The organism is Micromonospora sp. NPDC050795 (assembly GCF_044456785.1).
In the GTDB taxonomy this organism is placed as follows: domain Bacteria; phylum Actinomycetota; class Actinomycetes; order Mycobacteriales; family Micromonosporaceae; genus Micromonospora.
The window spans coordinates 130,724-151,105 of the sequence record NZ_JBITGE010000016.1 but is presented as its reverse complement, the minus strand read 5'-3'; the positions used below and the strand labels follow the sequence as shown (position 1 = coordinate 151,105).

General features: G+C 71.2%; 21 protein-coding genes. 11 read left to right on the top strand and 10 right to left on the bottom strand.

What is annotated here, in order from left to right; translation table 11 throughout:
* Window positions 1-33: 33 nt before the first annotated feature.
* From ACIBEF_RS16715 to ACIBEF_RS16695, 5 genes are all read left to right on the top strand, one after another.
* Window positions 34-1,788, top strand: a complete 1,755-nt coding sequence (locus ACIBEF_RS16715; RefSeq protein WP_366608832.1) for a DEDD exonuclease domain-containing protein — start codon at window positions 34-36, stop codon at window positions 1,786-1,788.
* A 126-nt stretch (window positions 1,789-1,914) separates the two neighbouring features.
* The gene (locus ACIBEF_RS16710) at window positions 1,915-3,708 is read left to right on the top strand and encodes a RelA/SpoT family protein (protein WP_396794172.1); all 1,794 of its coding nucleotides are present in this window, start codon (window positions 1,915-1,917) and stop codon (window positions 3,706-3,708) included.
* Window positions 3,709-3,761: 53 nt separating this feature from the next.
* A complete protein-coding gene (locus tag ACIBEF_RS16705; RefSeq protein ID WP_396794156.1) occupies window positions 3,762-4,304 on the top strand; it encodes an NUDIX hydrolase in 543 nt (180 codons plus the stop codon).
* On the top strand, window positions 4,301-5,170 hold the full coding sequence (locus ACIBEF_RS16700; protein ID WP_396794155.1) for an NDP-sugar synthase: 870 nt from the start codon (window positions 4,301-4,303) through the stop codon (window positions 5,168-5,170). The genes ACIBEF_RS16705 and ACIBEF_RS16700 overlap by 4 nt, the downstream gene beginning before the upstream one ends.
* 109 nt (window positions 5,171-5,279) lie before the next feature.
* A complete protein-coding gene (locus ACIBEF_RS16695; RefSeq protein WP_124772802.1) occupies window positions 5,280-5,567 on the top strand; it encodes an Lrp/AsnC family transcriptional regulator in 288 nt (95 codons plus the stop codon).
* A 104-nt stretch (window positions 5,568-5,671) separates the two neighbouring features.
* Here ACIBEF_RS16695 and ACIBEF_RS16690 read toward each other — a convergent pair whose 3' ends face one another.
* From ACIBEF_RS16690 to ACIBEF_RS16670, 5 genes are all read right to left on the bottom strand, one after another.
* Complete coding sequence (locus ACIBEF_RS16690) at window positions 5,672-6,334, bottom strand: DUF4142 domain-containing protein (protein ID WP_396794154.1); 663 nt, start codon at window positions 6,332-6,334, stop codon at window positions 5,672-5,674.
* Between the two features lie 195 nt (window positions 6,335-6,529).
* Window positions 6,530-8,161, bottom strand: coding sequence for a cytochrome b N-terminal domain-containing protein (locus ACIBEF_RS16685; protein WP_396794153.1), 1,632 nt, complete (start codon window positions 8,159-8,161; stop codon window positions 6,530-6,532).
* Entirely contained in the window at window positions 8,158-9,246 is a 1,089-nt protein-coding gene (locus ACIBEF_RS16680; RefSeq protein ID WP_396794152.1) for a ubiquinol-cytochrome c reductase iron-sulfur subunit, read from the bottom strand. The genes ACIBEF_RS16685 and ACIBEF_RS16680 overlap by 4 nt, the downstream gene beginning before the upstream one ends.
* Before the next feature lie 64 nt (window positions 9,247-9,310).
* Entirely contained in the window at window positions 9,311-10,147 is an 837-nt protein-coding gene (locus tag ACIBEF_RS16675) for a cytochrome c (protein ID WP_396794151.1), read from the bottom strand.
* A gap of 70 nt (window positions 10,148-10,217) precedes the next feature.
* Window positions 10,218-10,817 carry a heme-copper oxidase subunit III gene (locus ACIBEF_RS16670; RefSeq protein WP_112582810.1) on the bottom strand — a complete coding sequence of 200 codons (600 nt, stop codon included), beginning with the start codon at window positions 10,815-10,817 and terminating at the stop codon, window positions 10,218-10,220.
* 108 nt (window positions 10,818-10,925) lie between these two features.
* Between ACIBEF_RS16670 and ACIBEF_RS16665 the strand changes: the two genes are divergently transcribed.
* From ACIBEF_RS16665 to ACIBEF_RS16650, 4 genes are all read left to right on the top strand, one after another.
* Window positions 10,926-11,846 carry a cytochrome c oxidase assembly protein gene (locus ACIBEF_RS16665; protein ID WP_396794150.1) on the top strand — a complete coding sequence of 307 codons (921 nt, stop codon included), beginning with the start codon at window positions 10,926-10,928 and terminating at the stop codon, window positions 11,844-11,846.
* 107 nt (window positions 11,847-11,953) lie between these two features.
* On the top strand, window positions 11,954-12,349 hold the full coding sequence (locus ACIBEF_RS16660; protein ID WP_196925327.1) for a hypothetical protein: 396 nt from the start codon (window positions 11,954-11,956) through the stop codon (window positions 12,347-12,349).
* Window positions 12,350-12,441: 92 nt separating this feature from the next.
* A complete protein-coding gene (trpD, locus tag ACIBEF_RS16655) occupies window positions 12,442-13,491 on the top strand; it encodes an anthranilate phosphoribosyltransferase (RefSeq protein WP_396794149.1) in 1,050 nt (349 codons plus the stop codon).
* 258 nt (window positions 13,492-13,749) lie between these two features.
* A complete protein-coding gene (locus ACIBEF_RS16650; RefSeq protein WP_396794148.1) occupies window positions 13,750-13,950 on the top strand; it encodes a hypothetical protein in 201 nt (66 codons plus the stop codon).
* A 122-nt stretch (window positions 13,951-14,072) separates the two neighbouring features.
* Here the strand turns inward: ACIBEF_RS16650 and ACIBEF_RS16645 are convergent, their stop codons facing one another.
* Both ACIBEF_RS16645 and coxB read right to left on the bottom strand, forming a co-directional pair.
* Complete coding sequence (locus ACIBEF_RS16645; RefSeq protein ID WP_091407506.1) at window positions 14,073-14,498, bottom strand: cytochrome c oxidase subunit 4; 426 nt, start codon at window positions 14,496-14,498, stop codon at window positions 14,073-14,075.
* Between the two features lie 9 nt (window positions 14,499-14,507).
* Entirely contained in the window at window positions 14,508-15,479 is a 972-nt protein-coding gene (coxB, locus tag ACIBEF_RS16640) for a cytochrome c oxidase subunit II (protein WP_266304854.1), read from the bottom strand.
* A 289-nt stretch (window positions 15,480-15,768) separates the two neighbouring features.
* Here coxB and ACIBEF_RS16635 point away from each other — a divergent pair, with 289 nt between their 5' ends.
* On the top strand, window positions 15,769-16,920 hold the full coding sequence (locus ACIBEF_RS16635) for a cysteine desulfurase family protein (protein ID WP_396794147.1): 1,152 nt from the start codon (window positions 15,769-15,771) through the stop codon (window positions 16,918-16,920).
* Window positions 16,917-17,150 carry a sulfurtransferase TusA family protein gene (locus ACIBEF_RS16630; RefSeq protein WP_396794146.1) on the top strand — a complete coding sequence of 78 codons (234 nt, stop codon included), beginning with the start codon at window positions 16,917-16,919 and terminating at the stop codon, window positions 17,148-17,150. Before ACIBEF_RS16635 ends, ACIBEF_RS16630 begins: the two co-directional genes overlap by 4 nt.
* 312 nt (window positions 17,151-17,462) lie before the next feature.
* Here ACIBEF_RS16630 and ACIBEF_RS16625 read toward each other — a convergent pair whose 3' ends face one another.
* From ACIBEF_RS16625 to ACIBEF_RS16615, 3 genes are all read right to left on the bottom strand, one after another.
* A complete protein-coding gene (locus tag ACIBEF_RS16625; RefSeq protein ID WP_396794145.1) occupies window positions 17,463-18,443 on the bottom strand; it encodes a carbohydrate kinase family protein in 981 nt (326 codons plus the stop codon).
* A 186-nt stretch (window positions 18,444-18,629) separates the two neighbouring features.
* Window positions 18,630-18,998 (bottom strand): iron-sulfur cluster insertion protein ErpA, encoded by a 369-nt coding sequence (gene erpA / locus ACIBEF_RS16620; protein ID WP_091407494.1) that lies wholly within the window; start codon window positions 18,996-18,998, stop codon window positions 18,630-18,632.
* 180 nt (window positions 18,999-19,178) lie between these two features.
* Window positions 19,179-20,318, bottom strand: a complete 1,140-nt coding sequence (locus ACIBEF_RS16615; RefSeq protein ID WP_396794171.1) for a glycerate kinase — start codon at window positions 20,316-20,318, stop codon at window positions 19,179-19,181.
* Between the last annotated feature and the right edge of the window lie 64 nt (window positions 20,319-20,382).

The window sequence follows — 20,382 nt, the reverse complement described above, 5'->3', positions numbered from 1 at the left end:
GGAGTGTCGGACCGGGGCGCTAGCGTGCCGCCGATGGCACAGGCGGAGTACGTCCAGGAGTCACTGGCCGGTCTCGACCCGGCGGTGGGCGGGGTGGACCCGGCGCTGCCGCTCTACGCGACGACCTTCGTGGTGGTCGACCTGGAGACCACCGGCGGCGCTCCGGACGGCGGCGGCATCACCGAGATCGGCGCGGTCAAGGTGCGCGGTGGCGAGCAGTTGGGGGTGCTGGCGACCCTGGTTAACCCGGGCCAGCCGATTCCGCCGTTCATCACGGTGCTGACCGGCATCACCCAGGCCATGCTGGTGCCGGCGCCACCGATCGAGCAGGTGCTGCCGAGCTTCCTGGAGTTCATCGACGACGCGGTGCTGGTGGCCCACAACGCCCCGTACGACGTGGGTTTCCTCAAGGCCGCCTGCGCCAGGCACGGCTACCGCTGGCCCAACCCCCGGGTCCTGGACACGGCGGCGCTTGCCCGCCGGGTGCTGACCCGCGACGAGGTGCCCAACCGCAAGCTGGGCACCCTGGCCGCCTACTTCCGCACCGCCACCCAGCCCACCCACCGGGCGTTGGACGACGCGAAGGCCACCGTCGACGTGCTGCACGGGCTGATCGGTCGGCTCGGCGGGCACCGGGTGGACACGGTCGGCGACGCCATCGAGTTCGCCCGCGCGGTCACCCCGACCCAGCGCCGCAAGCGGCACCTGGCCGAGGGGTTGCCCAAGGTCCCCGGGGTCTACATCTTCCGGGCCGCCGACGACCGACCGCTCTACGTGGGCACCTCGGTCGACATCGCCACCCGGGTGCGCAGCTACTTCACCGCCGGCGAGAAGCGCGCCCGGATCTCGGAGATGCTGGGCGCGGCCGAACGGGTCGAGGCGGTGGAGTGCGCCCACTCGTTGGAGGCGGAGGTCCGTGAGCTGCGGTTGATCGCCGCGCACGCCCCGCCGTACAACCGCCGGTCCAAATACCCGGAACGGATGGTCTGGCTCAAGCTGACCGACGGTCCGTACCCTCGGTTGTCGATCGTCCGCGACCTCTCCCCCACCGACACGGCATACCTCGGGCCGTTCACCTCCCGACGGGCCGCCGAGCTGGCCGCCGCCGGTTTCCACGACGCGGTGCCCCTGCGCCAGTGCACGCACCGGCTCTCGCTGCGCACCGTCACGCCGGCCTGCGCGCTGGCCGAGCTGGGTCGCTGCCCGGCACCCTGCGAACACAAGATCACCCCAGAGGAGTACGACGACAGCGCGGCCGCGCCCTTCCGCACCGCGACGGCCAGCGACCCTCAGCCGGTGGTGGACGCGCTGCTCGCGCGGATCGACGTGCTCTCGGCCGACCAGCGCTACGAGGAGGCCGCCGTGGTGCGGTCCCGGCTGGCCGCGGTGCTGCGGGCCACGGTGCGGATGCAGCGGCTGGCCGCGCTGACCGGAATCGTCGAGCTGGCCGCGGCCCGACCGGCCGCCCGGGGCGGCTGGGAGTTGGCGTTGGTCCGGCACGGCCGACTGGCCGGTGCGGGGGTGTCCCCGCCGGGCGTACACCCGCGTCCCACGTTGACCACGATCCGGGCCACCGCCGAGACGGTGTCCGGCGGGCATGGTCCGGTGCCGGCGGCGACCGCCGAGGAGTCCGAGCGGATCCTGTCCTGGTTGGAGCGACCGGAGACCCGACTCGTCGAGATGTCCTCCGGTTGGTCCTCCCCGGCGAGTGGCGCGGCCCGGTTCCGTGACCTGCTGGCGAAGGCCGAGGGCGGTGCGTCCCACCAACTCTCGACCGAACGCTCATGACCAACTGACCGATCGGACTACGTCGACTCGCTTAGGCTGTTAAGGAAGTGCAGTCCTGCCCGATTCGTGGGCCTGCTCCCCCGCCGGGATCCGGCGGTGTGGAGCCGGGGTGAGGAGGTGTCCCTCGTGGACGTCGACGCCGGACACGGCGCCGCCCTGGGGGGCGCCCTGCCGACACAGCCGGGTGAGCTGCCACTCGCCCGCCGGCTGCGGTCGCTGCTCAGCTGGCCGACCACCGACTCGGACCCGGTCACCCAGCTGGTCCGCACCCACCGGGGCATCCACGCCGGCACCGACCCCGCGGTGCTGCGCCGTGCCTACACGATCGCGGAGAACATGCACCGCGGGCAGTTCCGCAAGAGCGGGGAACCGTACATCACCCACCCCCTCGCGGTGGCGCAGATCTGCGCCGAGCTGGGGATGGACACCACCACCCTGGTCGCGGCGCTGCTGCACGACACCGTGGAGGACACCCGCTACACCCTCCAGGCGCTCTCCGAGGACTTCGGCGGCGAGGTGGCCCACCTGGTCGACGGGGTGACCAAGTTCGACAAGGCGTTCTACGGCAAGGCCGCCGAGGCGGAGACGGTCCGCAAGATGATCGTCGCGGCCGCCAAGGACGTCCGGGTGCTGATCATCAAACTGGCCGACCGGCTGCACAACATGCGCACGCTCGGGGTGCGCTCCGCGTCGTCGCGGGAACGGATCGCCCGCAAGACCCAGGAGGTGCTGGTCCCGCTCTGTGACCGGCTGGGCATCCAGACCCTCAAACGCGAGCTGGACGACGTGGTGCTGCTGCACCTCGAGCCCGACGAGCACGCCCGGCTGGCCCGGCACGTGCACGATCGGCCGGGTTGGGATTCGTACCTCGACTCGGTGGTCACCCGGGCCCGGGTGGCGCTGCGCCGCAGCCGGGTCGACGCCGAGGTGAGCCCCCGTCCCCGGCACCTCTACTCGATCTGGAAGGACACCATCGCCGGCGGCCACACCGCCCCGTACGACCTGCCCCGCATCGTGGTGGTGGTCGACGGCCCGGCCACCGACTGTTACGCCGCGCTGGGCGCGATCCACGGCACCTGGCGACCGGTGCCCGGCCGTTTCAAGGACTTCATCGCCTCGCCGAAGAACAACCTCTACCGTTCGCTGCACACCAGCGTCTGCGGCCCCCAGGACCGCACCGTGGAGGTGCTGATCCGCACCGAGGAGATGCACCGCTCTGCCGAGTACGGCATCGCCGCCGACTTCCGTTTCCCCAGCTCCGGCAGCGGCACCGCAGCGGCCCGTGCCGAGCAGTTGGACTGGCTGCGCCGGGTGCTCGACTGGGAGCCGGACGCCGCCGACCCGGCACAGTTCTACGAGTCGCTGCGTTGCGACCTGGCCGAGGGGCAGATCCAGGTGTTCGCCGACGGGCGGCAGGTCGTGCTGCCGGCCGGTGCCACGCCTGTCGACCTCGCGTACGAGCTGGGCAACGACCGGGGCGACCACTGCCTCGCCGCACGCATCAACGGCCGGCTGGCCCCGCTCAGTTCCGAGCTGGACGAGGGCGACGTGGTGGAGATCTTCACCGAGAACGACGGCGACAACGGCTTCGAGGCCGGCGTGGCGCCGCGCGGCCCCCGGCGGGATTGGCTGACCTTCGTCAAGTCGCCGCACGCGCAGATGCAGATCAACAGATGGTTCGCCGAGCACACCGAGCCGGGCATCACGATCAGCGACAAGGTGCGCCTCGGTCGGGCCACCATCGGGCTCGCCCTGCGCCAGCACAACCGGGGCCTCGCCAGTGACCTGCCGTTACTGCGCCTCTCCGAGGAGTTGGGCTACCCCGACCTGGAAACCCTGTTGGTCGCGGTCTTCGACCGGGTGATCGAACCGGACACCGTGGTCCGCCAGCTCATCGACCTGGTCGACCATCGACAGTGACCCGGCCGGCCCCAGCGCGTACGAAGGACATTCGTGACCACTAGCCTGGAGCCATGATCCCCCGCTCCCGCGCCACCGCTCGGGCCCTCTTCTACCAGGCCTTCTACCGGCTGCCACTGCCGGTGCGTCGGCGCCTGGTCCGGTTGGCGGTGCCCAAGTACATCGTCGGCGCGGTGACCCTGGTTCGGGACACCGAGGCGACGGGTGCGGGTCGGTTGCTCATGCTCCGCCAGCCTCCCGGCAAGGGTTGGTCACTCCCCGCCGGCCTGCTCAACCGGGGTGAGGCCCCGGTGGTGGGAGCAGCCCGTGAGCTGTTCGAGGAGTCCGGCGTCCGGCTTCCACCGTCCCGGCTGCGCCCGGCGGTGCCGAACGCGATAGTGCACGCCAAGGGCTGGGTGGACATGGTCTTCGAGACCGAGGTGCCAGCGTCCAGCACCCAGCTGACCGTCGACGGCGGGGAGGTCTTCGAGGCCGCCTGGCACCCCCTGGACGACCTGCCCAAGCTGACCTGGCCGACGGCCCGGCTGCTCGCCTACTACGACATCGGGCCACTCGCCGGGCAGTTCCCGCCGCCGGTGCCCGACGAGACCCCGTGACCGGCACGGCCGGTGTGCCGGCCGAGCTGTGCGCGGTGGTGCTGGCCGCCGGCGAGGGCACGCGGCTGCGCCCGCTCACCGAACGGCTGCCCAAGGCGCTCTGCCCGGTGGGCAACGTGCCCCTGCTGGATCGGGCGTTGGCGCGGCTGGCCGGCCTGGGCCTGACCGGTCCCGACCGCGTCGCCGTGAACGCCTGCTACCTCGGCGACCAGGTGGTGACACACGTCGGCGACCGCGCACACCTGTCGGTGGAGCCGGGCGACCCGCTGGGCACCGCCGGCGGGGTGGCCAACCTGCGGGACTGGATCGACGGGCGTCCGGTGCTGGTCGGCAACGCCGACGCGTACCTCGCCGACCCGGCTGCTCCCCCGGGCCCGGACGTGGCCGCCCTGCTCGACGGCTGGGACGGGCACACCGTACGCCTGCTCGGCCAGCCCGCCGCGGACCCGGCGGCGCCGGGCACCTTCGCCGGGCACTGCTTCACCGGCTTCTCGCTGCTGCCCTGGCGGCTGGTCCGGGACCTGCCGGTCGTCTTCTCGGACCTGGTTCGCGTCGTGTGGCGTCCGGCCGAGGCAGCGGGCGCCCTGACCGTGGTGCCCTACCCGGGCACCTTCTTCGACACCGGCACCCCGGCCGACTACCTGGCGGCCAACCTGCACGCCGCGGCCGGCGGTGTTCTCGTCGAGGAGTCCGCGACGGTGACCGGCCACTGCGTGGAGTCGGTCGTCGGCGCGGGAGCGCGGGTGGACGGTGACGTGTCCCGCACCGTGGTGTGGCCGGGCGCGACCGTGCGGGCCGGCGAGCGGCTGCGAGACGTGATCCGGGCCGGCAGCGACCTGACCGTGCCCTGCCCCGCCCAGGGCTGAGCACCAACGGCTCCCGCCTCCGGTCCCGGACCGGAACATGCTCCCGCCTCCGGTCCCGGACCGGAACATCTAGCATGGGCGACGACGCCGACGAACGGAGAAATGCCCCGTGATCACCGCGATCGTGCTGATCGACTGCGCCACCGATGCGATCCCCGAGGTGGCGGAGAACCTGGCCAACCTTCCCGGTGTCAGCGAGGTCTACTCGGTGGCCGGGCACGTCGACCTCATCGCCATCGTCCGGGTCCGTGAGTTCGACCAGATCGCCCAGGTCATCGCGGGCAGCATCTCCAAGGTCCCGGGGGTGCTCAACACCGAGTCCCACATCGCCTTCCGGGCGTACTCCCAGCACGACCTGGAGGAGACGTTCGCGATCGGTCTGGCCAGCGCCGACTGACCCGTCGCCGTTCCGGGGCCGGTGCCGGCCGCAGGGCGGCGCGTGGCGCACACAGGGCGGCCGGCCCACCGCGAGGGTGGGCCGGCCGTCTGCTTGTGGCTACGTCAGCTCTCGCTGGGAGCCGGTACCTCGGTGCTGCCACCGCCCGGAGCCGGCGACTCGGTGCCGGTGCCACCCGGAGCCGGCGACTCGGTGCCGGTGCCGCCCGGGCTGGGCGTGCCGCTGGCGCTGGTCTGCGGAACCGGGATGCCCAGCTTGTTGGCGAGCGCCACCAACTCGTCGTAGTGCGTCTGCAGCGTCGGAAGCGCCGTCTGCGCCAACTGGACCACCGACTGCTCGGAGCCCTGCGAGATCTCCGTCTGGGTGGCCTGGATGGACTGGACGTGACCGGCCAGCTCACTGGTCACCCAGAGCCGGTCGAACTCCGCGCCGCTGGCGTTGTTCAGCTTGTCGATGACCGCCTGCTGATCGGCGGTGGGCTCGTTCGGCAGTTCCACCCCGAGCTGCGACGCGGTCTGCTGCACCGTCTGGTCGAGCTGGGTGTGGTCGGTCTTCAGCATCGCGCCCAGGTCCTTGACCCCCTGGTCCTGACCCTTCTGCTGAGCCAGGTCACCAGCGGTGATCTCGAACAGGTTGACCTGGTGTACCGCCTGCAGGTACTGGGTGTCCTGCGTTGACGGCTGTGCCGCGGCCTGCGCGGCCGCGGCCGGCGCGACACCGACAAGTACCAGCGCGGCCAACAGGCCGAGGCGTTTGATACCCAACATGCTTCCCCCCCTTGAGACGTTGGACCGCACGCATACCCAGCTCACCGGGGTTATTCCTGCGATCGCCCGTCGCGCGGGGTCTACCGGTCCCGTCGGGGCCGTCCGACTCCTGGCCGGATGGGTCGGGAGGGGTGGATACGAAGGGGCGCCCACCGGAATCCAGCGGGCGCCCCTTTCGATGGTGTGACTGGGCGGTCAGCGGCGGCTCTCGCCGCTGCCGATCTCCTCGCGTTCGGGTCGGGCCTCGACCGGCGGGTGCCCCGGCGAGACCGGGGCCTCGACCGGCCGCTCGATCGGGTAGAAGAAGCCCCGGATGGCCGGGCCGAGGGCCCCCAGCCGGTTCATCTTCTTGGGTACGACCCAGCCGACGTAGTCCAGTTGGCCGTGACCGTCAGCGTGCCCGTTGGACGCGCTGAGCGGCTGGTGCACCTCGACGAACCGGCCGTCCGGCAGGCGCCGGATGATGCCGGTCTCCACGCCGTGCGCGAGCACCTCCCGGTCGTGCTGCTGCAGACCCAGGCAGAGCCGGTAGGTGACGTAGTACGCCAGCGGCGGGACCACCAGCAGGCCGATGCGGCCCGCCCAGGTCATCGCGTTCAAGCTGATCTGGAACTTGTCAGCGATCACGTCGTTGGCGCCGGAGAGCGTCAGCACGATGTAGAACGAGACGGCCATGGCGCCGACGGCGGTCCGGGCCGGAGCGTCCCGAGGCCGCTGGAGCAGGTTGTGGCTCTTGCGGTCCTTGAGCTGCCGGGCTTCCAGGAACGGGTACATCGTCGACAGGCCCACCAGGATGCCGGGCAGCACGACAGTCGGCCAGAACAGCGGCGGGATGACGTACCCGTCGCCGAGCGGGATGTTGATTTCCCAGGCCGGCATGAGTCGGGTCGACCCGTCGAGGAACATGACGTACCAGTCGGGCTGGCTGGCGGCCGAGACCACCCACGCCTCGTACGGGCCGAACAACCAGATCGGGTTGATCTGGAACAGACCGCCCATCAGCGCGATGACGCCGAAGACGACCATGAAGAAGCCGCCCTGCTTCAGCGCGTACCGCGGGAACATCCGCTCGCCGACCACGTTGTTGTTGGTCCGGCCGGGGCCGGGCCACTGGGTGTGCTTCTGCTTGAAGACCAGACCCAGGTGGACGCTGATCAGCGCGACCAGCAGACCCGGGATGAGCAGCACGTGGGCGATGAAGAACCGGCTGATGATGATCGTGCCGGGGAACTCGCCGCCGAAGATCGACGAGGTCACCCAGGAGCCGACGACCGGGATGGACAGCATGATCGCCGAGGCGATCCGCAGACCGGTGCCGGACAGGCCGTCGTCCGGCAGCGAGTAGCCGCTGAAGCCGGCCAGGAAGCCCACCCAGAACAGCAGCGAACCGATGATCCAGTTGGTCTCACGCGGCTTGCGGAAGGCGCCGGTGAAGAAGACCCGCAGCATGTGCACGACGATCGCGGCCATGAACAGCAGCGCCGACCAGTGGTGCATCTGCCGCATCACCAGACCGCCCCGGACATCGAACGAGATGTCCAGGCTGGAGGCGTACGCGGCGGACATCGGGGTGCCCTGCAACGGCGCGTAGCTGCCGTCGTAGACCACCTCGGTCATCGCCGGCTCGAAGAAGAAGGTGAGGAACACCCCGGTCAGCAGCAGCACGACGAACGAGAACAGCGCGATCTCGCCGAGCAGGAAGGACCAGTGGTCCGGGAAGACCTTGTTCAGCAGCTTGCGCAGCGGGGTGGCCACCTGGAAGCGGTCGTCCACTCCCACCGCGGCCTTGCCCGGCGTCGCCGCAAGGTCAAACTTTCGACGCTTCATGGCCGCTCCCAGAAATCAGGCCCGACGGTCTCGGTGAAGTCGGACTTCGCCACGAAGAAGCCCTCGGAGTCCACCTCGATCGGCAGCTGCGGCAGCCGCCGGCTGGCGGGGCCGAAGACTGGCCGGGCGTTGTCGGTGATCAGGAACTGGGACTGGTGGCACGGGCAGAGCAGCCGGTTGGTCTGCTGCTCGTACAGGCTGGCCGGGCATCCCGCGTGCGTGCAGATCTTGGAGAACGCCGCGTAGTTGCCCCACATGTAGTCGCCGTGGCCGATCTTCTCGTTGGCCCGGCGCGACTCCTGCGCGTCCGAGTCGCGGAGGTGGATCAGCAGCGTCGGCGAGTCGGCGTGCCTGTTGCTCACGCCGTGGTCGATGCCGGGGAAGACGGTGATCTGCCCACCGGTGCTGATGTCCGCCGGGCGGATCGGCCGGCCGTCCTCGCGGACCAGGCGGATCCGCTCGCCGCCCTCGGGCGTGGAGAACCCGGTGGTGAACATCTGGTTGTTCTTGTGCGGCTGCGAGATCAGACCGCCGACCAGCGGCGCCGCGGCGACCGCGGCGACCGGCGCGAGACCGGCCAGCAGCGAGATGCCGAGCAGGGGGCGACGCTTCACGCCCAGCTCGTCCGCCATGTAGAGCATGGTCTGGCCGGTGATGGTGCGGCCTTCGGAGTCCACCTGGCCCTCGTGCCGGTCCTGGATCGAGACCTCCTTGGGCAGCAACTTCTTGCCCCAGGTCAGGATGCCGAAGCCGACGGCGAGCAGGGCTACGCCGAGGGTGAAGCCGAGCAGCGGGGTGTAGAACTTGTCGCCGCCCCGGCCCGCCTCGTACTGCCACGGCCACCAGATGTAGATGGCCAGGAAGGCGGTCGCGGCCAGGCCGGTGATCAGGAAGAAGCCGGCGACCACCCGGGTCAGCCGACGCTCCGCCTTGGTGCCCGGCAGCACCTGCGGCTCGTAGTGGACGATCTCGATGTCGTCCCGACGAGCGCCCTCACGAACGATGTCGAACCGGGTGAGCCTGGGGTCGTTCACATCGAGCGGCTCCGGGCCCTCTGAGGCCTGGTGCTCGGGGTGGGTGCTCATGCCGTCACCTCGCTACGGGTGGCGCCGAGCGGCACCACAGCACTGAGTCGGATGGCCTGCTCGATCACGACTTACCCGCGATCCACAGGCTGGCGAAGACGAGCGCGACGATGCCGACCAGGAAGATCGCCAAACCCTCGGTGGACGGGCCGTACCGTCCGAGGTTGAACCCACCCGGGTCCTGGTCGTGCTTCAGCGTCTCCTGGATGTAGGCGATGATGTCGGCCTTCTGCTCGGGCCGGAGCTGGTTGTCGCCGAACACCGGCATGTTCTGCGGGCCGCTCAACATCGCCGCGTAGATCTGGCGGTCGGTCGCGGGGTGCAGGCTCGGGGCGAACTTGCCCGAGGACAGCGCACCGCCGCCGCCACCGAAGGCGTGGCACTGCGAGCAGTTGATCCGGAACAGCTCACCGCCGGAGGCGACGTTGCCGTCCTCGCGGAGGTCGTCGCCCTCGGGCACGACCGGGCCGCCGCCAAGCTCCTGGATGTACTGGGCCAGCTGACGGGTCTGCTCGTCGGTGAAGACCGGGGGCTTGCGGTGCGCCTGGGCCTCCTGGCGGGCCAGCGGCATCCGCCCGGAGCTGACCTGGAACTCGACCGATGCCGCGCCGACGCCGATCAGGCTCGGCCCGCGGCCCTCGACGCCCTGGGCGTTGCGGCCGTGGCAGGTCACGCAGCTCACGTCGAACAGCGCCTTGCCCTCGGCGGCGGCGCCGGTCAGCTGCGGGTTGTCCTGCGCCTGGGCGCCCGGGGCGAAGACGGTGTACGCGCCACCGGCGAGCATCAACGCGGCGATCAGCCGGACCGCGGCGCCCAGCCGGCGGCGGCCCCTGCTGCGCGCGGCGGGCCGCTCGCGCAACCGCGCGAGCAGACCGCGTCGGCGGTCGTTGTCAGAAGTCATGAGCGGTGTCCTTAACCGGTTGGACCTGTCTCAGGGGACGGAGCAGCAGCGCGGAATGTGACGCGCAAGATCACTGGAGCCAGTAGATCATGGCGTACAGCCCGATCCACACGACGTCGACGAAGTGCCAGTAGTACGACACGACGATCGCCGAGGTCGCCTGCGCCGGAGTGAACCGGCCCATGGTCGTACGGACCATGAAGATGATGAAGGCGATCAGACCACCGGTCACGTGCAGGCCGTGGAAGCCGGTGGTCAGGTAGAACACCGACCCGTACCCGTCTTCGTTGATCTTGATGCCGTCGGCGACCAGGTGCCGGTACTCGTTCAGCTGGCCGAGGACGAAGATCAGGCCCATCACGAAGGTGACGGTGAACCAGCGCCGCAGCGCGTGCACGTCACCCTTTTCCGCCGCGAAGACGCCGAGCTGGCACGTCACCGAGGACAGCACCAGGATCACCGTGAAGGTGGTCGCGTACGGGATGTTCAGCGCCTCGGTGTGCTTCTCCCATTGCTCCGGCGCAGCCGCGCGGATGGAGAAGTACATCGCGAACAGCGCCGCGAAGAACATGAGTTCACTGGAGAGCCACACGATCGTCCCGACGCTGACCATGTTTGGTCGGGTCAGAGAGTGGATCCGGCTCTTGTCAATGGCTGGGGCCGCAGTCACGCCGTCATTATTGCCCCTGACCGGGGCCGCCGATCAGCGGGGTGGCAAACCTGCGCCTTCCGTGGCCCGAGCGTCAGGGTCCGGTTCGCCTGGCCTAGCCTGAAAAGCGTGCTGCACGTCGATCCGATCTTCGCCGCCACCTCGGCCCCGCCGCCGTTCACCGTCGGCGCGGTGCTGACCGAGACCCGGCTGGACAGCTGGCTGGCCCTCGGCCTGGTGCTCGCCGCCGGCCTGTACCTCTACGGGGTGTACCGGCTGCGCCTGCGCGGCGACCGCTGGCCGATCGCCCGTACCGTGTTCTTCCTCGGCCCCGGCCTGGGCGGCATCGCGCTCGTCACGGTCAGCGGACTGCACGCGTACGACACCGCGCTGCTGTCCGTGCACATGATCCAGCACATGGTGCTGTCCATGGTGGCGCCGATCTTCCTGGCCCTGGGCGCGCCGATGACCCTGGCCCTGCGCACCCTGCCGGTCGGGCCACGCAAGCGCCTGCTCGCGATCGTGCACAGCCGTGTCGCCCGGGTCTACAGCTTCCCGCTGGTGGCGTTCGCCATCTTCGTGGTCAACCCGTTCGTGCTGTACTTCAGTGACCTGTACCGCTACACCCTCGAGCACGCCTGGGCGCACGAGCTGGTGCACGCGCACTTCATCATGACCGGCTGCGTGTTCTTCTGGCCGCTGCTCGGCCTCGACCCGCTTCCCGGCCGCTGGCCGTACCCGGCGCGTGCGCTGCTGATGCTGCTCTCCGTGCCGTTCCACACAGTGCTCGGCCTCACCATCATGCAGAGCAGCACGCTCTTCGGCGGCGACTGGTACCCGTCGCTCAACCTCGGTTGGGCCGACCCGTGGCAGGACCAGGTGGTCGCCGGCGGCATCCTCTGGGCCGGTGGCGAATTCGTCAGTGTGACCATGCTCGCGGTGCTGGTGGTGCAGTGGGTCAAGCAGTCCGAACGGGAGGCCCGGCGGGTGGACCGCGAGCTGGACCGCCAGGAGGCCCGCGAACGCGCCGCCGACGCCGCGCCCGCGTGAGCTGCCCGGACGGTACGCCCGGCGCGCGACGTCGGGCGGGATGTCGGCTACGTCACGCCGACCGGTACGATCTGCGGGCAGCTACGAGGTGGAAGCGGAGTCCTGGCATGACCGATCGTCTTTGCACCGTGTTGCTCTACAGCGACGACCCGCAGGTCCGTGATCGGATGCGGATGGCCGTCGGCACCCGGCCCGCTCCCGGTCTGCAGATCGAGTTCGTCGAGGCGTCGACCTACGCGGAGACCATCCGGCTGGTCGACGACTACGAGATCGACCTGCTGCTGCTCGACGGTGAGGCGAGCCCGGGCGGAGGCATCGGCATCGCCCGGCAGATCAAGGACGACCGGGACGACGCTCCCCCGACCTGCCTGGTGATCGCCCGCGCCGCGGACCGATGGCTCGCCGCGTACGCCGAGGTCGACGCGACGCTGGTGCACCCGCTCGACCCGGTGACCACCGGCGGCACGGTGGCCGAGCTGCTGCGGACGCACGCACCCGCCTGACGTCCCCCGCTCCTCCGGCACCCCCCACGGCGCCGGATCTCGTCGGCGCCGGTTCCAGCCCACCCGCACTTCGCATGCTCGGGAGGCCCGCCATGGGCGATCGGACCTGGCCGCACCTGCTCAACACGCTGCTGCGCGGCGACGAACTCTCCACCGCCGACACCGCCTGGGCGATGGACGAGATCATGACCGGCTCGGCGAGCGCGGCGCAGATCGCCGCCTTCGCCGTGGCGCTGCGGGCCAAGGGTGAGACGCCCGCCGAGCTGGCCGGCCTGGTGGAGGCGATGCTCGGTCGCGCGGTCCCGGTGGTGCTCCCCGAGGAGCTGCGCCGCACCGCGCTCGACGTGGTCGGCACCGGCGGTGACCTCGCCCACACGGTGAACATCTCCACGATGACGGCGCTGGTGGTCGCCGGCACGGGCGTCCGTGTCGTGAAGCACGGCAACCGGGCCGCCTCCTCCCTGTGCGGCACCGCCGACCTGCTGGAATTCCTCGGCATCCCGCTGGATCTCGGCCCGGAGCAGGTTGCCCGTTGTGTCGAGGAGGCCGGCATCGGGTTCTGCTTCGCGGCCCGCTTCCACCCAGGGATGCGGCACGCCGGCCCGGTCCGCCGCGAGGTGGGTGTGCCCACCTTCTTCAACTTCCTCGGCCCGCTGACCAACCCGGCCCGCCCCCGCGCCGGCGCGGTCGGCTGCTTCGACCTGCGGATGGCCCCGGTCATGGCCAGCGTGTTCGCGGCCCGTGGCGACTCGGCGATCGTGATGCGCGGCGAGGACGGGCTGGACGAGTTCACCACCGCCGCGCCCACCCGGATCTGGGCGGCCCAGGGCGGCACCGTACGCGAGGTCGTGCTGGACGCGACGGACCTGGGGGTACCCCGGTCCACCCTGGCGGACCTGCGCGGCGGTGACGCCGCGTACAACGCGGGTGTGGCTCGTCGCCTGCTAGCCGGCGAGAAGGGCCCGGTCCGGGACGCGGTGCTGGTCAACGCGGCGGCGGCGCTGGCCACCCAGGGCCCGCTGGACGGCGACCTGACCGAGGCGCTGCGCGCCGGCCTGGCCCGTGCCGCCGAGTCGATCGACTCCGGCGCGGCCGCCGCCACCCTGGACCGCTGGATCGCCACCGCCAACGCCGTCGCCTGACCTCAGCACCACCGGACCCGGCGGCACCGTCTCGGGCATGATCACCTCGGATTCCTTGAAGCCGTGGTGTCAGGGCCGCTCCAACGCCCCGACGTCATCGAAATCGGGTGGATCACGCGCGGATGCCGGCGAGCGGACGACGGTGCGCGGAGATTTGTCGGACCCGTCTGGGAAACTACAGCTGAGTAGTTTTCTGCTGCCGTCGGTGCGTCACTGTCGCATCCGGGGGCGGTTCGCCTCACGTGAGAGGAGACGCCCGTGTCGCACCGCGATCTCTACTGCGACGTCTGTGAGGGCGTGGCGCCGTTCGAGCCGCCGCCCTGCGTCGACGGCCACGGCGCCGACTGTCCCGAGCTGATCTGCACCGGCTGCGGTGCCGCCGTGGTGGTCAGCGCGTTCGCCGTCCCGGTCACCCGGTTGGCCGCCCGCCGCCGACCCGCCCACCGCCGCGCCGCCTGACCACAGGCACCGCCCGACCGCAGGCTCACCCCGGCGGGGTGGCGCATGACCGAAGGCCCGCTCCCCCACTCGGGGAACGGGCCTTCGTCGTGCCGGGTCGGTCGCGACGGCGACCGGGTGGGTCAGTGCTCGGCGGTACGCCGGGTGCCGCTGTAGTACTCGAACAGGAGCCCACAGGCGGAGAAGACGACGGCCAGCAGGCCGGCACCGATCAGCCAGTACTGCCAGAACACCATGCCGAGCGCCGCGATCGCGGCGGCCAGCGCCAGACCGAACGGCCAGTAGCTGCCCGGGCTGAAGAAGCCGACCTCACCAGCGCCGTCGGCGATCTCGGCGTCCGGGCGGTCCTCCGGGCGCAGGTCGATGCGGCGGGAGACGAACCAGAAGAAGCCACCGCACATCGAGCAGAGCAGGAACGAGAGCAGCAGGGCGACGGTGCCGACCCACTCGATGCCGCCCGACGCACCGTTCGTCCAGGCACCGTAGAGGATGGTGGCGCCGAAGAGGAACCCGGCGATGATCAGGAAGATACGCCACTCGGTCTTCATGCGGCTGCCTCAGCTTCCCGTGCGGGCCGGAACGTCGTCCGGGTTGAAGTTGTCCTGCGTCCGCCGCGTGTCGAACGGCTGCGTGGTCGTCGCGTACGGCTGCTCACCGATCGCGGACAGCGCATCCTGGGTGGACTTGCCGCTCTGCTTCGCCGCGAGGAACTGGTCGTACTTCTCCGGCGAGACCACCCGCAGCTCGAAGTTCATGAACGCGTGGTAGCTGCCGCACAGTTCGGCGCAGCGCCCGACGTAGGCGCCCTCGGCGTCCAGGCTCGAGACCTCGAACACGTTGCGGATCTTGCCCGGCATGACGTCCCGCTTGAAGAGCAGCTCCGGCACCCAGAACGAGTGGATGACGTCGCGGCTGGTCTCCTCGAACCGGATGGACCGGTTGGTCGGCAGCACCAGCACCGGGATGACCTCACTGGTGCCGAGCGTCGACGCGGTGGTGCGGGCTTCCGTGCCCTGGCCGTCCCGGTAGTTGAACTGCCAGTTCCACTTGAACGCGACGACCTCGACCGTGACGTCAGGGTTCTTCGACAACTTGTCGACGTCGGTCTGCACGATCGCCGTGTAGTAGAAGAGCACGGAGACGATCAGGATCGGCGCGATGGTGTAGAGGAACTCCATCGGCATGTTGTAGCGGGTCTGCACCGGCAGCGCGTTGCCACGCTTGCGGTAGCGCACGACGCACCAGAAGATCAGGCCCCACACGAAGACGCCGACCGCGAGCGCGGCGATGCAGGAGGCGATCCACAGGTCGTACATCCGCTTGGACTCCGGCGAGATGCCGCCCTGCGGCCAGCCGAAGCCGTGGAACGTCTGACCGACGTCACAGCCCGTGAGCAGAACCAGCAACGCCACGCCACCGAGACCGAGCCCGGCCAGGCGACCAGCACCACGCCCCCGGCGTCCACCAACCCCTGGGGAAGCGCTGTGCCGTACGGCCGACGGCCGTACCTCCGAACTCCTTGCGACCACCTGGTCCTGCCTCCCTAGCGCGCCGCGGTGCGTCTTTCCTCAGCACCCGCGGCAAAGGCGTCACCGACGGTCGCAGATTACTCGACCATGACGGACTCGGCCGTGGTGGGGTCACTGTCCGACCCCCATCGGGGGGATCCTAGGCATACCGCCGCGATAGCGTCTTGGTCTGTGAGCGCGAGGAGTGAGCCGGGGTTGCGAGCCCCGCAGTCGCGAACGAAGGCGGGTCTGTGAGCGCGAGGAGTGAGCCGGGGTTGCGAGCCCCGCAGTCGCGAACGAAGGCGGGTCTGTGAGCGCATCCCCGGTCTACCTGGACGCGGCGACCGCCGCGCCGATGCATCCGGTCGCGCGGCAGGCTCTGCTGGCCGCGCTCGACGACGGCTGGGCCGATCCGGGCAAGCTGTATACGCAGGCCCGCCGGGCCCGGCAACTGCTCGACGCCGCCCGCGAGGCCACCGCGGTGACGCTCGGCGTCCGCGCCGACGAGGTCTCCTTCACCCCCAGTGGTACGACAGCGGCCCACGGCGCGGTCCTCGGCGGCCTGGCGGGGCGACGCCGGGTCGGCTCGACGCTGGTGCACTCGGCGATCGAGCACTCGGCGGTGCTGCACGCTGCGGAACGACACGTCGGCGCAGGCGGGACGGCCGCCGCGGTGCCGGTCGACCGGTTGGGCCGGCTGGACCTGACCGCGTGGTCGACCGCCGTTCGGGCCCCTGGGGTCGCGCTGGCCGCGTTGATCACCGCCAGTCACGAGGTGGGGACGGTGCAGCCGGTCGCCGAGGCGGCGGCGGCCTGCGCCGACGTGGGTGTGCCGCTGTACGTGGACGCGGCACAGTCGGTGGGCCGGGTGCCCCTGCCGGCCGGCTGGTCGGTGCTCACGGCGAGCGCCCACAAGTGGGGTGGGCCACCAGGCGTGGGGGTGCTGGCGGTCTGCAAGGGCACTCGCTGGGAGTCACCCTGGCCGGCCGACGAGCGGGAGAGCGGACGTACCCCCGGGGTGGTGAATTTGCCGGCGGTCGTGGCGGCGGCGGCGAGCCTGCGGGCGGCGGCGGCCGACGCGGCGGCCGAGGCGACCCGGTTGGCCGCCCTGGTGGACCGGGTCCGGGAGCGGGTCGCGGCGGAGGTGCCCGACGTGGAGGTGGTCGGCGATCCGGTGCTCCGGCTTCCGCACCTGGTGACCTTCTCCTGCCTGTACGTGGATGGGGAGGCGTTGCTGCACGCCCTGGACCGGCGGGGCTTCGCCGTGTCGTCCGGCTCGTCCTGCACGTCGTCCACGTTGCGTCCGTCGCACGTGTTGGAGGCGATGGGGGTGCTGTCGCACGGCAACGTGCGGGTCAGCCTGCACCGGGAGACGACCGAGGCGGACGTGGAGCGGTTCCTGACCGAACTGCCGGGGATCGTCGCCGGGCTGCGCGCCGAGGCCGGGGTGGTGGGGCTGTGACGATGCCCGACGAGGTGATCGACTGCCGGGGGCAACGCTGCCCGCTGCCGGTGATCGCTGCGGCGCGTCGGATGCCCGAGGTGCCGGTCGGCACCGTGGTCCGGGTACTGGCCGACGACCCGGCAGCGGCGGTCGACTTCCCCGCCTGGTGCCGGATGCGCGGTCAGGAGTTCCTCGGCCCGGTCAACGCCCCCGAAGGCCCCGCCTACGACATCCGCCGAACCCAGTAACCCCACGCTTCCGCCGCGCCCCTACCCGGCACCCCCGCACCCCCGCATTCCCGGACCCGCACCCCCGGACCCGCACCCCGCACCCTCGGACCCCGCACCCCGCACCCCGCACCCCGTACTCCGCACAGGCGGGGCGGCGCGAGCTGAACTCCGTCCCCACACCCCGCCCTACCTCACCCTCGCCCACGCGATCTTGCAGTATCTGCGGGGACTAACGTGCGCAGAAGCCGCGAAACGGCGACAGAAAGTGCAAGATCGCGGGGGCGAGGGGCGAGGGGCGAGGGGCGGGGGCGGGGGCCGAGGGCTGGGCGGCTAGGCCGGGAGGAGGTGGGGGCGGACCTCTTCTGCCGCGGCGTCACCGTAGGACTCGGCGAGGCGCTTGACGAACAGGTCGCGGCGGACGTCGTACTCCTGGGTACCGACGGTCTCCAGGACCAGCGTGGCCAGCAGCGAGCCGACCTGGGCGGCGCGTTCCAGGCCCAGGCCCCAGGAGAGCGCGGCGAAGAAGCCGGCCCGGAAGCCGTCGCCGACGCCGGTCGGGTCGACCGCCCGGATCTCCCGCGCGATCGGTACGTGGATAGGGTCGATGCCGCGCCCGGCGATCTCCACACCGTGCTTGCCCAGCGTGGTGACCCGTACCTTGACCAGGTCCAGCAGTTGGTCGTCGCTGAGCTGCGCCTTGCTCTGCAGCAGCGACTTCTCGTAGTCGTTGGTCATCAGGTACTCGGTGCCTTCGATCAGCGCCACCACGTCCTCGCCGGGCATCCGGGCGAGTTGCTGGGACGGGTCGGCGGCGAAGGCGTACCCGCGGGTGCGGCACTCGGCCGAGTGGCGCAGCATCGCCTCGGGGTCGTTCGCGCCGACCAGCACCAGGTCCAGACCGCCGAGCCGGTCGGCGACCGGGGCCAGCTCGATGTTGCGGGCCTCGCTCATCGCACCGGCGTAGAACGACGCGATCTGGCACATGTCGGTGTCGGTGGTGCAGACGAAGCGGGCGGTGTGCGCCACCTCGCTGATGTGCACCGAGTCGCAGTCCACACCGTGGCGCTCCAGCCAGGAGCGGTAGTCGGCGAAGTCGGCGCCGACCGCGCCGAGCAGCACCGGGCGCAGCCCGAGCTGACCCATCCCGAAGGAGATGTTCGCCGCCACGCCGCCGCGGCGGAGCACCAGGTCGTCCACCAGGAAGGAGAGGGACACCTTGTGCAGTTGATCGGCGATGAGCTGGTCGGCGAAGCGACCGGGGAAACTCATCAGGTGATCGGTGGCGATCGAGCCGGTGACGGCGATCTTCATGTCAACCCTCAGGGTCGGGAGCAGGGCGCGGTCAGCCTACCGGGACGGCAACGCGATGGTCACCGCTCGGTCGGACAACGGCAACCATCCCGCCACGGCCCCTGCGGGACCGGTGCGACAGCCGACCGGTACGGCGATGGGGCCGTCCCGAAGAACGGCCCCATCGTCGCTGATGTGTGGTGTGACTCAGTTGAACGAGTCACCGCAGGCGCAGGAGCTGCCCGCGTTGGGGTTGTCGATGGTGAAGCCCTGGGCGTCGATCCGGTCGGCGAAGTCGATCGTCGCGCCGGACAGGTACGGGGCGCTCATCCGGTCGACGACGACCTCGACACCACCGAAGTCGGTCACGACGTCACCGTCGAGCGAACGCTCGTCGAAGAAGAGCTGGTACCGCAGGCCGGAGCAGCCGCCCGGCTGCACGGCGACGCGGAGCCGCAGGTCGTCGCGGCCCTCCTGCTCGATCAGGGCCTTGACCTTCTGCGCCGCGACGTCGGTGAGGACGACGGAAGTAGGGGCCTTGGCCTCGGTCGACTCGGTCTGCGCTGGCGTGGTCACGTGGAAGTCTCCCTGCGCGGTTTGGGTCCGGACGCACTGGCCAACGTCGCACGCCGTCCAGTGATTCCCGGTTGTGGTCCTCAACCGATCGTACGCCGCCTTGGCCGGGCCCACCCGCGTGGCGTGACCCCCGCCGCAGGTCGACCCCGGTCGGGGCGGGCGCACGGGCGGCCGAGACGCTCAGCGGCTCCACTGCCGGGCCAGCCGGGCCCCCAGCTCGCGCAGCCCCTCCGCGGGCCGGCTCAGCGCCGGGTCGAGCCCGCCGCGCTCCTCGCCGCCGAAGTGCTCCACCAGGCTGTACGCGTCGGTAACCCCGGCCGAGGCGGCCTCCCGCCGGCCGGTGCTCACCTGCCCGGCCACCACCACGCAGGGCACTCCCCGGTCGCGGGCGGCGCCGGCCACCCCGGCGACGACCTTGCCACGCAGCGACTGGTGGTCGAACGACCCCTCACCGGTGATCACCAGGTCGGCGGTGTCCAGCGCGTCGTCGAGACGGGTGGCCCGGGTGACCAGGCCGATCCCCGACTCGCAGTCGCCGCCCAGGGCGAGGAGCGCCGCGCCGATGCCGCCGGCGGCCCCGCCCCCGGGCAGCGTGCCGAGCCCCGCCGGGCAGCCGGCCAGGTCCTTTTCCAGCACCGCCGCGAAACGCTCCAGGGCCGCGTCGAGCAGTAACACGTCGGCGCGGTCGGCGCCCTTCTGCGGGCCGAACACGTTGCTGGCGCCGTGCAGGCCGAGCAGGGGGTTGTCCACGTCGGTGGCCGCGACCAGCCGGACGCCACGCAGTCGGGGCGCGCCGTCCAGCGCGTCGACGGCGGCGAGCGCCGCCCCGCCGTACGGCAGAGCGGCGCCGCCCTGGTCGAGGGGGGTCACGCCCAGCGCGGCCAGCATTCCGGCGCCGGCGTCGTTGGTGCCGGAACCACCCAGCCCGATCACCACGGTGCGGGCACCGCTCTCCACCGCGGCGGCCACCAACAGACCCAGCCCGTACGAGGTGGTGGCCTTCGGGTCGCGCTCGGCCGGGGAGAGCAGGTGCAGCCCGCACGCCTGAGCGCTCTCCAGGTAGGCGGTCGAGCCGTCGGCGGTGAGCAGGATCTCACCGGCCGCCGGCCGGCCCAGCGGATCGACCGTCGACACCGGCACCCGCCGGCCACCGAGGGCCTCGGAGAGCACCTCCACGAAGCCCGGTCCGCCGTCGGCGAGCGGTCGGATCAGCAGATCGTCTCCGTCGGTGACGGTGCGCCAACCGGCGGCGACGGCGGCGGCCACCTCCGGTGCGGACAGGGTGCCGGCGAACTTGTCCGGGCAGAGCAGCACGCGCATGCCGAGCAGTGTGGCAGCCCACACCGAGCGAGGCTGCGTCGCGCTCGCGCTGTGGGACCATGGG

Bases quoted from the DNA above. Each gene is read 5' to 3' on its own strand.
- ACIBEF_RS16705 (WP_396794156.1), top strand. From the start codon at position 3,762: ATGATCCCCCGCTCCCGCGCCACCGCTCGGGCCCTCTTCTACCAGGCC.
- ACIBEF_RS16680 (WP_396794152.1), bottom strand. From the start codon at position 9,246: ATGAGCACCCACCCCGAGCACCAGGCCTCAGAGGGCCCGGAGCCGCTC.
- ACIBEF_RS16660 (WP_196925327.1), top strand. From the start codon at position 11,954: ATGACCGATCGTCTTTGCACCGTGTTGCTCTACAGCGACGACCCGCAG.
- ACIBEF_RS16685 (WP_396794153.1), bottom strand. From the start codon at position 8,161: ATGAAGCGTCGAAAGTTTGACCTTGCGGCGACGCCGGGCAAGGCCGCG.
- ACIBEF_RS16675 (WP_396794151.1), bottom strand. From the start codon at position 10,147: ATGACTTCTGACAACGACCGCCGACGCGGTCTGCTCGCGCGGTTGCGC.
- ACIBEF_RS16645 (WP_091407506.1), bottom strand. From the start codon at position 14,498: ATGAAGACCGAGTGGCGTATCTTCCTGATCATCGCCGGGTTCCTCTTC.
- ACIBEF_RS16625 (WP_396794145.1), bottom strand. From the start codon at position 18,443: ATGAAGATCGCCGTCACCGGCTCGATCGCCACCGATCACCTGATGAGT.
- ACIBEF_RS16715 (WP_366608832.1), top strand. From the start codon at position 34: ATGGCACAGGCGGAGTACGTCCAGGAGTCACTGGCCGGTCTCGACCCG.
- ACIBEF_RS16690 (WP_396794154.1), bottom strand. From the start codon at position 6,334: ATGTTGGGTATCAAACGCCTCGGCCTGTTGGCCGCGCTGGTACTTGTC.
- ACIBEF_RS16615 (WP_396794171.1), bottom strand. From the start codon at position 20,318: ATGCGCGTGCTGCTCTGCCCGGACAAGTTCGCCGGCACCCTGTCCGCA.
- trpD (WP_396794149.1), top strand. From the start codon at position 12,442: ATGGGCGATCGGACCTGGCCGCACCTGCTCAACACGCTGCTGCGCGGC.